At 73.5% G+C, this 15,993-nt stretch carries 12 protein-coding genes; 8 read left to right on the top strand and 4 right to left on the bottom strand.

All coding sequences use genetic code 11. The features are described 5' to 3' along the window. Positions 1-129 precede the first annotated feature (129 nt). From OIE49_RS22990 to OIE49_RS23000, 3 genes are all read right to left on the bottom strand, one after another. Positions 130-1,482, bottom strand: coding sequence for an MFS transporter (locus tag OIE49_RS22990; RefSeq protein ID WP_326803930.1), 1,353 nt, complete (start codon positions 1,480-1,482; stop codon positions 130-132). Positions 1,483-1,574: 92 nt separating this feature from the next. After that, on the bottom strand, positions 1,575-3,227 hold the full coding sequence (locus tag OIE49_RS22995) for an amidohydrolase (RefSeq protein ID WP_326803931.1): 1,653 nt from the start codon (positions 3,225-3,227) through the stop codon (positions 1,575-1,577). Between the two features lie 158 nt (positions 3,228-3,385). After that, complete coding sequence (locus OIE49_RS23000; RefSeq protein WP_326803932.1) at positions 3,386-4,339, bottom strand: Lrp/AsnC family transcriptional regulator; 954 nt, start codon at positions 4,337-4,339, stop codon at positions 3,386-3,388. 207 nt (positions 4,340-4,546) lie between these two features. Between OIE49_RS23000 and OIE49_RS23005 the strand changes: the two genes are divergently transcribed. From OIE49_RS23005 to OIE49_RS23015, 3 genes are all read left to right on the top strand, one after another. Then, entirely contained in the window at positions 4,547-5,518 is a 972-nt protein-coding gene (locus tag OIE49_RS23005; RefSeq protein ID WP_326803933.1) for a C-terminal binding protein, read from the top strand. Between the two features lie 20 nt (positions 5,519-5,538). Further along, the gene (locus OIE49_RS23010) at positions 5,539-6,342 is read left to right on the top strand and encodes a class II aldolase/adducin family protein (RefSeq protein ID WP_100572005.1); all 804 of its coding nucleotides are present in this window, start codon (positions 5,539-5,541) and stop codon (positions 6,340-6,342) included. Positions 6,343-6,476: 134 nt separating this feature from the next. Beyond that, complete coding sequence (locus tag OIE49_RS23015; protein WP_326803934.1) at positions 6,477-8,657, top strand: DEAD/DEAH box helicase; 2,181 nt, start codon at positions 6,477-6,479, stop codon at positions 8,655-8,657. A 688-nt stretch (positions 8,658-9,345) separates the two neighbouring features. Here the strand turns inward: OIE49_RS23015 and OIE49_RS23020 are convergent. Then, complete coding sequence (locus tag OIE49_RS23020) at positions 9,346-10,452, bottom strand: pyridoxal-phosphate dependent enzyme (protein ID WP_326803935.1); 1,107 nt, start codon at positions 10,450-10,452, stop codon at positions 9,346-9,348. Between the two features lie 280 nt (positions 10,453-10,732). Here OIE49_RS23020 and OIE49_RS23025 point away from each other — a divergent pair, with 280 nt between their 5' ends. From OIE49_RS23025 to OIE49_RS23045, 5 genes are all read left to right on the top strand, one after another. Next, positions 10,733-11,485, top strand: a complete 753-nt coding sequence (locus tag OIE49_RS23025) for a GntR family transcriptional regulator (RefSeq protein ID WP_326803936.1) — start codon at positions 10,733-10,735, stop codon at positions 11,483-11,485. Between the two features lie 416 nt (positions 11,486-11,901). Next, entirely contained in the window at positions 11,902-12,087 is a 186-nt protein-coding gene (locus tag OIE49_RS23030) for an SPOR domain-containing protein (protein WP_326803938.1), read from the top strand. 42 nt (positions 12,088-12,129) lie between these two features. Further along, a complete protein-coding gene (locus OIE49_RS23035; RefSeq protein ID WP_326803939.1) occupies positions 12,130-12,558 on the top strand; it encodes a (deoxy)nucleoside triphosphate pyrophosphohydrolase in 429 nt (142 codons plus the stop codon). A 227-nt stretch (positions 12,559-12,785) separates the two neighbouring features. Continuing rightward, positions 12,786-13,184, top strand: coding sequence for an ATP-binding protein (locus OIE49_RS23040; RefSeq protein ID WP_401737063.1), 399 nt, complete (start codon positions 12,786-12,788; stop codon positions 13,182-13,184). Positions 13,185-13,374: 190 nt separating this feature from the next. Then, positions 13,375-15,987 carry a SpoIIE family protein phosphatase gene (locus tag OIE49_RS23045; RefSeq protein WP_326803941.1) on the top strand — a complete coding sequence of 871 codons (2,613 nt, stop codon included), beginning with the start codon at positions 13,375-13,377 and terminating at the stop codon, positions 15,985-15,987. Positions 15,988-15,993 lie beyond the last annotated feature (6 nt).

The following is a 15,993-nucleotide window of genomic DNA, read 5'->3' on the forward strand; positions in this document are numbered from 1 at the left end:
GGGCGGTCTGTATGGGGCTTCAACCCGCGGGTCGGGGGATGCGCGGTGTCCGGCCGGCGATCCGACGGCCGAACCGGTACGTCGGGGAGGGCGGGCCCAGGTGGAGCCCGCCCCCTCCGCCGTGAGCCGTCAGGAGACCGCCGGCACTGGATCCGCCTTCGTGGCGGCCGGCTGAGCGGCCTCCCGCCGCAGGCGGGCGATGTGCAGTCGCCCCGTGCACCAGATGCCGATCGCCGAGATGACCATCAGCAGGACGGCCGGGGGCCAGTAGTGGCCGCCCGCCAGCGCGGCCAGGGACACGCAGGCAACCGGCGCGAAGCCGCCGAAGATCAGGTTGCAGACCTGGTACGACAGGGAGATCCCGGTGTAGCGGACGTGCGGTTCGAAACCCTCGGCGAGGATCGCGGCGATCGGTCCGTACAGGGCCGACATCACGAACCGCATCGCGAGCATCATCAGGTAGATCAGGAAGACGCTGCCCGTGCCCATCACCATGAACTGCGGTGCGGCCAGGACCACGACTCCGGCGAGCCCGGCGATGACGACCTTGTGCGCGCCGACGCGGTCGCCGATCCAGGCCAGGCCCGGGGTCACCAGCAGTTCGAGGAAGGCCGCCAGTGTCAGGCCGTTGAGCAGCATCGACTCGGACAGGTGCAGGTGCCCGGTGCCGTAGGACAGCAGGTAGCTGGTCACCACGTAGTAGCCGCCGGTGGCCGTGGCCAGGGCGAAGACGCCGACCAGCACGGTGCGCCAGGCCTTCTGGAGCACTTCCGCCACCGGCAGCTTGGCCTCGGTCCCGCTCTCCTCGCGCTCCTCGCGCACCTCGGACATCACCGGGGAGTCCTCGAGCTTGACGCGGATGACGAGTCCGATGGCGACGAGCACGGAGGAGGCGAGGAACGGCACGCGCCAGCCCCAGCTGAGGAACGCGTCGTGGCCGAAGAGGTTCATCAGGCTGAAGGCGCCGGTGGACAGCAGGGCGCCGACGGACGAACCGAGCTGGGCGAACGAGCCGAAGAAGGTCCTCCTGTCCTTCGGGGCGTTCTCCACCGCGATCAGCACCGCGCCGCCCCACTCGCCGCCGATCGCGATGCCCTGGACCAGGCGCAGGACGATGAGCAGGACCGGAGCCAGGGCGCCGACCTGGGCGTAGGTCGGCAGCAGGCCGATGGCGAAGGACGCGATGCCCATCATCAGCAGGGTGATGACGAGGGTCTTCTTGCGTCCCACCCGGTCACCGATGTGCCCGAACACCACGCCGCCGAGCGGGCGCAGCAGGAAGCCGACGGCGAACGTGCCGAAGGCGGACAGGGTCTTGAGCAGCGAGGGCATGTCCGCGGGGAAGAACACGTCGTTGAAGACGATGGCCGCGGCGGTGGCGAAGGCGTAGAAGTCGTACCACTCGATCGAGGTGCCGGCCAGGGCGGCCAGCGCGGCTCTGCGCGCGTTTCTCGGATCGGGCTGGTGGGTGCGGTCCGGCATGCGGGACCTCCGGCTGAGGGTGGGGACGGGGGAGCGGGCGAGCGGCGCGGCGGAGCGCGCCGCTCCCGGGGGAAGGGGACGGAGCGGGAGCCTCAGCGGCCGGGGGCCGCCCAGGCGCGGGTGCCGCCGATCCAGGTCTCACGCACGCCGATGCCGGCGAGTTCGCCGGCCGCGGTCTGCAGGGGGTCGGCGTCGAGGACGACGAAGTCGGCGAGCATGCCCGGCGCCAGCGAGCCCACCGCGTGCTCGCGGTGCAGGGCGCGGGCGGCCGCGGCGGTGTGCGCGTGCAGGCCGTCGGCGACCGGCATCCGCAGGGTCTCGTCGCCCAGCACGGTGCCCAGGACCGTGCGCCGGGTGGCGGCCGCGGAGACCGCCTCCAGCGGGGCGGGCGGGGCGACCGGCGCGTCGGAGCTGAAGACGACCGGAACGCCGGCCGTGAGGCACCGGCCCGCGGGGTTGTAGCGGTGGCCGAGTTCACCGACGGCGGTCAGCGTGCCGTCGCCGGTCCGCAGGTGGTGCTGCGGCTGCATCACCGGGACGACACCCAGGGCGCCCATGCGCTCGATCTGCTCGTCGGTGGGCAGGCCGCTGTGCTCGATACGGTGCCGCATGTCCGGCCGGGGCCGGTCCGCCTGCGCCTTCTCGACCGCGTCGAGGACCATCCCGATGGCGTACGGCGACTGGGCGTGCGTCGCGGTCTGCAGACCCGCCCGGTGGGCCCGCGCGACGATCTCCGCGTACTCCTCGACCGAGTGGTACAGCTGCCCGTGATGGCAGCAGTCGGCGGCGTAGCCCTCGGGGAAGTAGGCGGTCCAGCCGCCCAGCGTGCCGTCCGCGTAGAACTTCACGCCCTGCACCCGGAACAGGTCACCGCCGAAGCCGTGGACGACGCCGAGTTCGAGCGCGGTGTCCAGCAGCGCGGAGGTGAGGTACGCCGACACCCGCATGCGCAGGGAGCCGGACTCCTGCGCCCGCAGATAGGTCTCCATCTCACGGCGCGAGGCCTGCGCGTCGCCGACCGTGGTGACACCGGCGGCCAGGAAGACCTCCTGGGCGCGCGCCAGGTGGTCGGCCATGACGGCGTCCGGCTCGGTGAGGTGGAAGTTCGGGCCGTGGTTGCCGATCTTCACCCCGCCCGGCCCGGTGAGCAGGTCGCACGCGGCGTCCCACAGCTGTCCGTCGGGCTCGCCGGAGTCGAAACGGCCGATGCTGCCCCCCTCGGGATCCGGGGTGCCGGCCGTGATGCCGCAGGTCCGCAGCGTGTGGGAGTTGACGACGCCGCCGTGGCCGGAAGCGTTCATGACGTAGACCTCGCGGTCGTCGGCGACGCGGTCGAGGTCGTGGCGGGTCGGGTGGCGGCGTTCGGCGAGGCGGCGGTGCTCGTAGCCGAATCCGCGCACCGGGACTCCGGCGGGCAGGGTGCGAGCGGCCTCGCGCAGCACGTCGACGAGGGTGTCGATGTCCGGTACGCGCTCGGGCCGGCAGTCGACCCAGGCCAGGGCCTGGCCGTACATCACCGGGTGGCAGTGCGCGTCGACGAAGCCGGGGTGGACCAGACCGCCGTCGAGCTTCAGCTCGCGGTCCACGCGGCCGAGCGCGGCGCGGGCGTCGTCGGCGGTGCCGACGTGCACGATCCGGTCGCCGCGCACGGCCAGGGCTTCCGCGCGGGTCGCGGTGCCGGCGGCGGCGACCGCGGCACCGGTTACCAGCAGGGTGCGGTCGGGGGCGTCGAGGGGGTGGTGCATGGGGCCTGCTTTCGACCAGGGGACGCCGAAGGTGCGCGGAAGCGACGCGACGGCTGATTCGTTCGCCTGGACGATAGATAACGAACGACAGATTGGCTAGAGGGGCTTCGCGGAAAATTTTCGGAAGGCTATGGCCGTCCTTGCTTACGGATCATTCGTCAGAGGGGGTGGCTGTCCGCGGTTCCCGCTGCGGCTCCCTGTGCAGGGGCAGGGGCAGGGGCAGGGGCTCCCGGGTCGTAGCGCTCCTTCACCAGTTCCATGTGCAGCCAGCTCTCCACGCCGCTCACCTGCTCGCACGCCCGCATCCGCTCCAGGGTGGCGAGGAGCGCGGGCAGTGACTCGGCCGTGATGGTGCCGACCAGATCGGCCCGGCCGAGGCAGGCGGACAGGAACGACACGCGGTCCCAGGAGGCGAGCCGCTCGGCCACCGGATCCGCGGGACCGTCCAGGCGCACCGCGAAGCCGCAGAGGTGGCCCATGCCCAGCAGCTCGGGCCGCACCAGGGCGAGCACCTTCGCGACGCCGCCGTCGAGCAGCCGCAGCGTGCGGGAGCGGGTGGCGCCCGCCGACAGCCCCACCCGGTCGGCGAGTTCGGCGAAAGGCAGCCGGCCGTCGCGCTCCAGCTCGTCCAGGATCCGCCGGTCCAGCTCGTCGAGCTCGGCGGCGGCCGGAGGGTCGGGCAGCAGGTAGGGGTCCTTCAGCTGGCGGGTGGTGATCAGCGGGTCGACGGTCCGTACGCCCGGCAGGGTGCGCACCCGCTCGATCGCCCGGTCCAGCTCGGCGAACCCCTCGGTGCGCAGCTCGGTCATGATGGCCCGCTGTCCCGCCGTGAGGGTGACGAACGGTGCCTGGGGCATCGCGGCGATGGCGCGTGCCACCGGCCCGGCCGCTCCGTGGGTGTCGATCGACAGGTGCGCCGAGGCGGTCAGCCCGCGCACGGCGGGGTGCACGATGGCCACCACGCGCACTGCGCCGGAATCCAGCATCCGCTGGACCCGGGCCCGGGTGGCGGGCCGTGACAGGCCCACGCGCTGAGCCAGCGTCTCGTAGGTGAGGCGGCCGTCCGTCTGCAGCTCGCGCACGACGGCGAGGTCGGTGTGGTCCAGATCCACCTGGGCTGTTCCCCTCGGTTCCTTCGGTGTGTCGGCCCGTGGTGCGGCGGCGCCCGGGTCCGGTGTCATTCTCGGGCATCGTCCGCCGCGTCCATCGGCGGGTGATGCGCATCACTGCACGGTCGAGTCAATCATCAATGGACATCAGATCAGTCGAAACGTAGGTTGATGGCGTTCTGAACGGTCGAATCAGTTGAGGAGGTCGCCGTGGGGCAACCCGTGGTCGTCTACACGGACCTGGGCGAGCTGGACCCGGAGCCGGGCGTCCGGCTCCTCGCCGACGCGGGTTTCACCGTGCGGATCGCCGGCAGCCGCGACCCCGAGGTCATCGCGGCCGCGGCCCATGACGCCGTGGCGCTGATCGTCGGCTACGCACGCGTGGACGAGGCCCTCCTCGACCGCCTGCCGCGGCTGCGCTTCCTCGCCACCATGTCGGCCGGGTACGACATGATCGACGCCGCCGCGGCCCGCCGCCGCGGCCTGTGGGTGACCAACCTGCCCGGCACCGCCACCGAGGACGTCGCCGTCCATGCCCTCGCCTCGGCGCTCTCCCTCGTACGCCGGCTGCCGCAGGCCGACGCCGTCGTGCGCGGCGGGGGCTGGGCCACCGACTTCGCCAGGACCGAACTTCCGCGCCGCACCAGCGGGTTGACGCTGGGACTGGTCGGAATGGGCCGCATCGCCCGGGAACTCGTCCGGATCGCGACTCCCGTCTTCGGCCGCCTCGCCGCGTACGACCCGCAGACCGACCCCTCCGCATGGCCGGCCGGTGTCGACCGGCTCGGGCTCGACGAACTGGTGGGCGCGGCGGACGTGCTGTCCCTGCACGTCCCGCTCACCGACCGGACCCGGGGCATGGTCGACGACGGGCTGCTCGCCCGCATGCGACCGGGCGGCCTGCTGGTGAACGTCGCCCGCGGCGAACTCGTCGACCCCGAGGCCCTGCTCCGGGCGCTCGACAGCGGCCGGCTCGCCGGAGCCGCCCTCGACGTCCTCCCGGTGGAGCCCCCGCCCGCCGACGACCCGCTGCGCGGCCACCCGCGCATCCAGCTGTCCCCGCACAGCGCCTTTCTGTCCGACGCCTCGCACCGCGCGTACGTGTGCGAGCCCGCCGAGAACGTCATCGCCTGGCAGCGCACCGGCCGCCCGCTCACGCCCGTCGTCGACCCCGAGGCCTGAACCGTTCCGAAGGAGCCACCATGACCGACCTGCTGAGCACACCCGCCCCCCGGAGTCAGGCCACGCCGGCCCTCGATCCGGCCGCCGAGGAGCTGCGGCTGCGCCGCGAACTGGCCGCCGTCTACCGCCTCGTCGCGCACTTCCGTATGACCGACCTGATCTTCACGCACATCTCGCTGCGGCTGCCGGGCCCGGACCACCACTTCCTGATCAACCCGTACGGCCTGCTGTTCGAGGAGATCACCGCATCGAACCTGGTGAAGATCGATCTGTCGGGCAAGCCGGTCGAGCCGACCCCGTACCCGGTCAACCCGGCCGGTTTCGTCATCCACAGCGCGATCCACGCCGCCCGCGAGGACGCGCAGTGCGTGCTGCACACCCACACCAAGGCGGGCTGCGCCGTCGCCGCCCAGCGTGACGGACTGCTGCCCCTCAACCAGATGTCGATGGAGTTCCACAACCGGGTCGGCTACCACGACTACGAGGGCGTCGCCCTCAACCTCGACGAACAGCGGCGCCTCGTCACCGACATCGGCGACCACCCCGCCCTGATCCTGCGCAACCACGGGCTGCTGACGGTCGGCGAGAGCGCGGCCCAGGCGTTCCTGCGCATGCACTACCTGGAGAGGGCCTGCGAGATCCAGGTGACCGCGCAGGCGGGTGGCGGCCCCCTCGTCGTCCCGGCGGCCGAGATCTGCGAGTACACCGCACAGCAGCTCGCGGGCGAGGCGACCTCGGATTTCGAGGACGCCGACGCGTACGAACTCGCCTGGGCGGCGCTGCTGCGCCTGCTCGACCGGACCTGCCCCGAGTACAAGGACTGACCACCGCCCCGCCTTCGTACCGTCCACAGGCCTGCCCGGCCGGGCCGCCCGGATCCGGTGCCGGGGCCGCGTGCCACGATGGACGCGCACCGCACGGCGGGGAGGCGCGTGCGGCACGAACAGGCGGGGGTGGCGTGGAGGGGGAGGTACCGGCGCGGGCCGGGCGCGGGGTACGCGAGCTGTGCGAGCAGGGCACGGGGCTGCACGAGGCGGCACGGAACGTGCGCACGGACCATGCCGCCGCCGTGGCCGCCGTCCGCGCGGCCTTCGAGCCCCTGCAGGCCGAACTCGTCGCGCTGGAACTCGAGTCCATCCCCGTGGCACGGCTCAGGGACGTCACCGGGGGACGGCTGCGCCTCGGCGCCGTGGAGGCGGCGGGCCTGCGCACGGTACGCGCGGTGCACGAGGCGAGCCGCCACGAACTGCGGCAGGTGCCCGGCGTGGGCGAGCAGACCGCCGACCGGGCGCTCGCCGCCGCCCGGCAGATCGCGCGGGCCGTGGCCGACACCGTCACCGTCCGCATCGACGTCGACCACCCCGAACCCCGCACCACCGCCCTGGTGATCGCCCTGCACCGGCTCGTCGAGGCCGGCCCCGAACTGCGCCGCGCCCTGGACACGGCCGAGCGGCTCGACACCCGGCTGGCCGAACTGCTGCCCGCGGCCCGCCCCGCCGGCGGACGGCTGCGGCTGGCGTTGGCCCGCCGCGAGCGCCGCGAACGCGCCCTGGCCGCGGCCGCCGGACTCGGCGCACTGCTCATCGACGCGGCCGCCACCGACGTACGCCTGCTGCTCGCCCAGGCCTCAACCGACCTGCTGCGCCCGGCCGCCTCCGACGTCGAGGCCTGGGTCGACTTCGAACTGCGCCCCGCGGAGTACTACGGCCGGCTCGCCGAGGTCTCCGAACAGCGCCCGGACACCGCCGCGAGCGAGGGCTTCGTCCCGTCGGCGGTGGCCGAACGGGTCCACGCCCAGCGGCTCGACGACTCCCACCGCCGGGTCTCCCTGCGCGGCTACCAGGAGTTCGGCGCCCGGTTCGCCCTCGCCCAGCGCCGGGTGGTCCTCGGCGACGAGATGGGCCTCGGCAAGACCGTGCAGGCCGTCGCCGCCCTGGCCCACCTCGCGGCCGAGGGGCACAGCCACTTCCTGGTGGTCTGCCCGGCCGGCGTCCTCATCAACTGGACCCGCGAGGTCCGCGCCCGCAGTACCCTGCGCGTCCTCGCCGTGCACGGTCCGGACCGGCAGGACGCCCACGCCGAGTGGCGCGAGCGCGGCGGAGTCGCCGTCACCACCTTCGACGTCCTGCACACGCTGCCCGCGCCCGACGGCACACCGCCGGGCATGCTCGTCGTCGACGAGGCCCACTACGTAAAGAACCCGGACACCCGCAGGTCCCGCTCGGTCGCGGTGTGGACCGGACGCTGCGAGCGCGTGCTGTTCCTGACCGGTACGCCGATGGAGAACCGGGTCGAGGAGTTCCGCGCCCTGCTGCGCCACCTCCGGCCCGACCTCGTGCCCACGGTCAGCGACACCGAGGCGGCCGCCGGACCGCACGCCTTCCGCCGCTCGGTGGCCCCCGCCTACCTGCGCCGCAACCAGGAGGACGTGCTCACCGAACTGCCCGCGCTGGTGCACACCGACGAGTGGGTGGAACTCGGCCCCGCCGACCGGGCCGCCTACCACGAGGCCGTCGCCGAGGGGAACTTCATGGCGATGCGGCGGGCGGCCTACGCGGATCCGGAGACGTCCGCGAAGCTGCGGCGGCTGCGGGAGATCGTCGCGGAGGCTGCGGCGAACGGGCTGAAGACCGTGGTGTTCTCCTACTTCCGGAACGTGCTCGACGCCGTCCGCGAGGGCCTGGACGACAGCGCGTTCGGGCCGATCGCCGGAAGCGTTCCCGCGGCCCGCAGGCAGCGGCTCGTCGACGACTTCACCGGGGCGTCCGGCCCCGCCGTGCTGCTCTCCCAGATCGAGGCGGGCGGCGTCGGCCTCAATCTCCAGGCCGCCTCCGTGGTGATCCTGTGCGAACCGCAGGTCAAACCGACCCTGGAGCACCAGGCCGTGGCCCGGGCCCACCGCATGGGCCAGATCCGCGCCGTCCGGGTCCACCGGCTGCTGGCCACGGACAGCGTCGACGACCGGCTGCTGCGCATCCTGGCCCGCAAGGAACGGCTGTTCGACGCCTTCGCCCGGCGCAGCGACATGGCCGACGCCACCCCCGAGGCCGTCGACATCTCCGACGCCGGCCTCGCCCGCCGCATCGTCGAGGAGGAACAACAACGCCTGTCCGCCCCCACGAAGGCCACCACGACCTGACCCACCGAACCCCCACGTCCGAGCCGAACTGCACCGAGCCGAGCGGGGCTGGAGCGGGCTGGGGCGGACCGAGCCGAGCCGGGCCGGGCCAGACCGAGCCGAGCTGGCTCGGACCAGGCCAGTCCGGTCCGGGCCGAGCCTGACCTGATCAGGGCGGACCGGGCCAAGCCAGACCGGCCCGAGCCGGACCAGGCCAGGCCAGGCCGAGCCGGGCCTGACCGGATCGGGCCAGACCGGGCCGAGCAGCGCCGAGCCGGACCAGGCCAGGCTGGGCTAGGCCGAGCCTGACCGGATCAGGGCGGACCGGACCAGGCCGGACCAGGCCGAGCCGGACCAGGCCAGGCCAGGCCGAGCCGGGCCTGACCGGATCGGGCCGGGCCAGACCGGGCCGAGCAGCGCCGAGCCGGACCAGGCCAGTCCGGTCCGGGCCGAGCCTGACCGGATCAGGGCGGACCGGACCAGGCCGGACCAGGCCGAGCCAAGCCAGACCGGCCCGAGCCGAGCCGAGCCGGTCTGAACCGAGCCGGACCAGGCCAGGCCGGTCCGAGCTGAGCCACGGGGCGGGCCAGACCAGGCCGAGAAGGGCCGAGCCTGACCAGGCCAGGTTGGGCCAGGCCGAGCCTGACCGGATCGGGGCGGGCCGGGACGGGGCAGGCCGGTTGTGGCTCCGGGGTGGGGCGGGCGGGGGTCAGGGGTGTGCCAGGCCCGACTTCAGGCCTGCGCCGCAGAGGGGGACCACCGCCGACTTTCCGGCGAGGGCGCCCTCGCGGATCGCCGCCCAGCAGGCCGCGCCCGTCGACTCGACGTACAGGCCGCGGGAGGCGAGGTCCAGTTGGGCGTGGCGGATGCCGTCCTCCGTGACGGTCAGGAAGGTGCCGCCCGAGTCCCGTACCGCACGCAGGATCTGGCGGGCCCGGGGCGGGCGCGGGATCGCGATGCCCTCGGCGTGGGTGGGGGCCACGGGGGTCGTGCCGGTGAGTTCCTCCGCGCCCTCCGCCCAGGCGTGGGCGAGCGGGGCGACCGCCGCCGCCTGCACCGCCCACAGCGCCGGGCGCCGGTCCAGCAGACCGGCACCGAACAGCTCGGCGATCGCCAGCGCGGCGCCCAGCAGCAGCGTGCCGTTGCCCACCGGCAGGACCAGGACCTCCGGCAGGCGCCCGCCGAGGTCCTCCCACAGCTCGTGCACGTAGGTCTTGGTGCCGTGCAGGAAGTACGGGTTGTAGACGTGCGAGGCGTAGAAGGTGTCCGGCTCGTCCGCCGCGCGCTGCGCGGCCTGGCCCGCCGCCTCGCGGTTGCCGTCGACCAGTTCCACGCGGGCCCCGTGCGCCTCGATCTGCTCCAGCTTCTTCGCGGACGTGCCGAGTGGCACGTACACCGTGCACGGCAGCCGCGCGCGGGCGCAGTACGCGGCGATCGACGTACCCGCGTTGCCGCTGCTGTCGGCGACCACCCGGCGCGGGCCGGAGAGCAGCGCCAGCTCGGCCAGCAGCACCGCGCCCCGGTCCTTGAACGACAGCGTCGGCATCAGGAAGTCCAGCTTCGCCGAGACCTCGTCCGTCAGCGGCACGAGCGGGGTGCGGCCCTCGCCGAGGGACAGCGTGGGCGCCGGCATCGGCAGCGTCTCCGCGTACCGCCACAGGGAGTTCACCCGCCCGGTGAGGGACTTCAGGGATGCCGGAGTGGGGGAGAAGTCGAGGTCGAGCGGGCCGCGGCAGGTCGGGCAGCACCAGGCGAGGGAGTCGCCGGGGACGCGGACGCCGTCGGTGGGGCAGTAGCGGTCCGGCAGAGGTGTCATGGACGCAGGTTAAGGGGCGGCGTTCGCCGACGCCCCGTCATCTCTCCCGTACGGCACGTCCGTACGGCACGTCCGTCCCTCTCGGCCCGGCCCCACGCCCCCGTCGCCTCCGCTTTCCGTCCCGCGAAGGTGTGAGGGCGGCCGCTGGGGGCAGAAAGCGCCTGGGCATGCCTTCGCGCTCCGCAAGTCATCACTTCGAGTGATTCTCTGGCCCTCGCTTGCAAGTACAACCCGCGGTTGCCACGCTGTTGCTGTCTGTACAACTCGATGGGAGCGGCCAGTGACTTTCGGTGAGCAGCCGGCGTACCTGCGCGTCGCGGGTGATCTCCGCAAGAAGATCGTCGACGGTCTGCTGCCCCCGCACACGCGGCTCCCCTCACAGGCCAGAATCCGCGAGGAGTACGGCGTCTCGGACACGGTCGCGCTGGAGGCCCGCAAGGTGCTGATGGCCGAGGGGCTGGTCGAGGGCCGCTCCGGTTCGGGAACGTACGTGCGCGAGCGGCCCGTGCCGCGCCGGGTCGCCCGTTCCGGCTTCCGCCTGGCCGGCGGCGCCACGCCGTTCCGGCAGGAGCAGGCCGACGCCGAGGCCCGCGGCACCTGGGAGTCCGGCAGTACGCAGGCCGAGGCGAGCGGCGCCATCGCCGAACGGCTCGGCATCAAGCCCGGCGACCGCGTGATGCGCACCAAGTACGTGTTCCGGGACGCCGGCGAGGCGATGATGCTCTCCACCTCCTGGGAGCCGCTCGCGCTCACCGGCCGCACCCCGGTCATGCTCCCCGAGGAGGGCCCGCTCGGCGGCATGGGCGTGGTCGAGCGCATGCGCGCCATCGACCTCATCGTCGACAACGTCACGGAGGAGGTCGGCGCCCGTCCCGGCCTCGCCGAGGAACTGCACGCCCTCGGCGGCGTCCCCGGCCATGTCGTGGTCGTGGTCCAGCGCACCTTCTACGCCTCCGGCCGCCCCGTCGAGACGGCGGACGTCGTGATCCCCGCCGACCGGTACCGGGTGGCGTACCACCTGCCGGTGAAGTAGGAGACGCGGCGCAGGGGCCGGGGGTTGGAGACCACGGCGGGGCGGGCGCCGGTCCGGAAGGGGTGACTCCGCGGGGGTGGTGTGCGCCCCCTTGGCGCCAGGACCGTCCGCCCGTCTGCCGCGCCGCCCCGCCCGGGCGCCGCATTCCGGCCGTTCTCGCAGGTCGCCGTCGCGCCTGCCACATGCCCCCGAGCGGATGTCCAGCGCACCTCGCACGGCGCGTTCGTCCCCGTGCGCCCCCGGGCGGCCGATTCCCGTACTGGCCGGTTGCCTACCTCTTTGTGAAAAGCCGTATTCGCTGCGTAAAGGTTGGGCGTAGGCTCAGGCATATGCGGAGTGCGGTTTCCTCAACGGGCGGGACGCGGCGGGGGCCGGGAGCCGGACGCACAGGGGCGGGAAGGAGCACTGGGGGCGCGATGAACGACGGCACGATCACCCTTCCCTGGCTCGTCGTCCGGCAGGACGACAACGGCAACCGGTACAGCGTGGGCAGGTACGCCACCCGCGCCGAGGCCCAGAAGATCGCGGAAAGCCTCGACGGCCCGGACACCCAGCTGTACTGGGTCGAGCGGATCGGGCAGAGCGCCGGCGGCGACGGCTGACGACTTCGCCGTACGCCGGCCCGCTCCCGTAGGCTCCGGCGCATGAGCGAACGGATCGTGGTGGTCGGTGCCGCCCTGCTCGACGGCGGCCGCCTGCTCGCCGCGCGCCGCAGCGCGCCGCCCGAGCTGGCCGGCCGCTGGGAACTGCCCGGCGGCAAGGTCGAACCCGGTGAGCGCCCCGAGGCCGCCCTCGTGCGCGAGTTGCGCGAGGAACTCGGCGTCGAGACCGAGGCCGTCGAGCGCGTGCCGGGCAGTTGGCCGCTGCGGCCGCCGTACGAACTCCAGGTGTGGACCGCGCGGCTGCGTCCCGGCTCCGCCGACGCCAAGCCCCTCCAGGACCACGACGACCTGCGCTGGCTCACTCCGGCGGAGATCTGGAGCGTCCCCTGGCTGGACCAGGACGTGGCCGCCGTGCGGCAGACCCTCGCCCACCTCGGTGCCGGCCCGGCGGACGGCGCCCCCGAGGAGTGAGCGCCACCGTGTGCTCCGTTGCATTCCCGGAGCGCGCGAGACGTGGGACGCGCTCCGGGTACGCCGTTCGTGCCACACCACGCCGTCGTCTGCGCTACAGCCCCGCGGATCGCGATACTCACGCGGGATACCGGGTATGCCTCCTCTAGTCCCATGAAACCGGACATGGGCAGGCCTGCGGGCCTGCGGGCCTGCGAAGTGATCGGCGTGCCCGGGAAGTGAACGGCGTGATCGACACCGATGGCGACATCGCCGAGTGGACCTTTCCCGCGGATCCCGGCGCGGTGCGCTCGGCCCGCGCCGCCGTCCGCGGCAAGCTGCGCAGCTGGGACCTCGACGCGCTCGGCGACACCGCGGCCCTGCTGGTGAGCGAACTGGTCACCAACTCCCTGCGGTACGCGACCGGTCCCATCGGAGTTCGGCTGCGGCGCCCCGCGGACGTGCCCGAGGTGCTCCTGGTCGAGGTCTCCGACCCGCTGCCCGAGCCGCCCCACGAACGCCCGGCCCGCGCGGACGACGAGTCCGGCCGCGGGCTGCAACTGCTCGCCTCCACCTCCCGCCGCTGGGGCACCCGGCCGGACGACACCGGCAAGACGGTCTGGTTCGAACTGGCCGTGCCGCAGTGAGCGCAGCGGGGTTCGACCCGGTCCTGCCTGGTTAGAAGACTGTTGGTGTTGTCGCAGGCCGGACCGGAAAGCATCGGGATGGTCCTGTGATCGTGAACACCGTGTCGTGCGGCGCCGTAGTGCTGGATACTGCGGGCAGCCGCCCCCGGTGACCGGTGCCGGGCGCGGTGAGCTGGAGGGGACGGTTCGCGTGAGCGAGATACCAGCGAAGGCCACGGAGTCCGAGGACCCGTCGGACGGCGCGAGGGCGGGATCCGCGGGCGGCGGTGCCGCCGACGGGGCGCCGTACGCCGACGCGATGTGGCAGAGCAGCCCGCCCGGCTCGATGTACGACTACATCAAGGTGGCCTCCTTCTCCATCGGCCCCGACGGACACGTCGACCAGTGGAGCCTGCGCGCCGAGCGGCTCTTCGGCATCTCCGCCGAACGCGCCGTCGGGATGGACCCCATCGAGGCGTTCGTCGACCCCGACCTGCGCGAGCACGGCCAGCGCAAGATGGCCGAGATCCTCGACGGGCGGGAGTGGACCGGCGTGGTCCCCTTCCGGATCCCGGACGACGAGGAGGGCCGGCGCGGTGAGGAGGGACTCGCCGAGGTCTATGTGATGCCGACGACCACGGTGGAGGGCGACAGGGCCGCCGTGTGCACCGTCGTCGACGTCCGCACCCTCCGGCGGATCGAGACCGATCTCGCCGCCTCGCAGGCGATTTTCGGCCAATCCCCGTTCGGTTTCCTCCTGATCGACGCCGACCTCAAGGTCCGCCGCGCCAACGAGCGGTTCGCCTCCGTCTTCGGCGGCACGCCGGACGACCACCGCGGCAAGGGCGTGCGCGACTACCTGCCGCGCGGCGAGGCCGAGCGGGTCACCGCCACCCTGCGCCGGGTGCTGGAGGACGGCCAGTCCATCACGGACATGCACGTCTCCGGCTTCGTGCCGGGAACCGACGAGCGCCGCCACTGGTCCATCAACCTGTACCGCGTGCACAGCGGCAGCGGCCGGCCCATCGGCATCGCCTGGCTCGGAACCGACATCACCGGCCGCCGCGACGCCGCCCGCGAGGCCGCCGCCGCGCGCCGCAACCTCGCCCTCCTCAACGAGGCCGGCGCCCGCATCGGCAACTCCCTCGACCTGGAGACCACCGCGCGCGAACTCCTCGACGTCGTGGTCCCCGGCTTCTGCGACCTGGCCACCGTCGACCTCTACCAGGGCCTGCTGGCCGGCGACGAGACCCCGCCCGGACTTGCCGACGGCAGCGCCGAACTGCGCCGCGTCGCCTTCGCCAGCGCGGTCTCCGGCGCGCCGTTCGGCGGCACCGTCGCACACGTCGAACTCGGCGCCGTCCACCACTATCCGTTCAACTCGCCCCGCGCGGACGCCCTGCGCACCGCCCGCCCGACGACCGTGCCCGGCGAGGACGGCGGCCTCGTGCAGACCACGCTGGCCGTGCCGATGGTCGCCCACGACACGGTGGTCGGACTCGCGCAGTTCGCCCGCACCAAGGGCAGCGAGCCGTTCGGCCAGCGCGACCGCGAACTCGCCGTCGAACTGGCCGCGCGCGCCGCCGTCTGCATCGACAACGCCCGCCTGTACCGGCGCGAGCACGAACGCGCGCTGATACTGCAGCGGTCCCTGCTGCCGCCCGGCGACCCGGAGGCCTCCGGCCTCGACATCGCCTGCCGCTACCTGCCCGGCAGCGCCGCCACCGGCCGGCCGAGCGAGGTCGGCGGCGACTGGTTCGACGTCATCGAACTGCCCGGTCACCGCACGGCGCTGGTCGTCGGAGACGTCATGGGCCGCGGTCTGCGCGCCGCCGTCGCCATGGGTGAACTGCGCACGGCAGTTCGCACGCTCGCCCTTCTCGACCTGGAACCGGCCGAGGTGCTCGCCCAGTTGGACGAGATCGCCCGCGGGCTCGGCGCGCCCGGCGGTGTCCAGCAGGCCACCCGGGCCGCCCGCCGCCCCCGCGAGGCCGACCTCTCCGAGGTGTACCTGGCGACCTGCATCTACGCCGTCTACGACGCGGTCACCCGACGGTGCACCTTCGCCAACGCCGGCCACCTGCCCCCGGTGCTCGTCGAACCCGGCGAGTCCGCGCTGATGCTGGACGTGCCGCCCGGCATGCCGCTCGGCGTGGGCGGCGAGCCCTTCGAGGAGGTGGAGGTCGAACTCCCCGAGGGCGCCCTGCTGGCGCTCTACACGGACGGCCTGGTCGAATCGCGCGACCACCCCCTGGACGAGGGTCTCCAGGCCTTCGTCGGAGCCCTCACGGACCCCTCCCGCCCCTTGGAGGACGTCTGCGACCACATCCTCAACACGCTGGGCTCCCACCACGGCGAGGACGACATCGCGCTGCTGATGGCCCGCGTCCAGGGCCTGCCCGCCGAGTCCGTCGGCGACTGGGCCCTGCCACGCGAACCCCGCAGCGTCGGGCGGGCCCGTGAGTACGCCCGCGCCCAGCTGACCGCCTGGGACCTCGAACCGCTGATCGACACCACCGAACTCCTCGTCAGCGAACTGGTCACCAACGCGCTGCGCTACGGCGAGGGCGAGATCAGGCTCCGCCTGCTGCTGGACCGCACCCTGGTCTGCGAGGTGTGGGACTCCGGCCTCGTCCAGCCGCGCCGCCGCCGCGCCCGCGACACCGACGAGGGCGGCCGCGGCCTCCAGCTCGTGGGCCTGCTCAGCGCCGCCTGGGGTTCGCGCCGTACCCCCCGTGGCAAGACGGTCTGGTTCGAACTCCCGCTGCCCGACGGGGAGAACGTCCTGACCGATCCGGCGGAGGCACTGCTGAGCCTGTTCTGACCGCCC

The sequence above is a fragment of the Streptomyces sp. NBC_01788 genome (genome assembly GCF_035917575.1).
GTDB lineage: Bacteria > Actinomycetota > Actinomycetes > Streptomycetales > Streptomycetaceae > Streptomyces.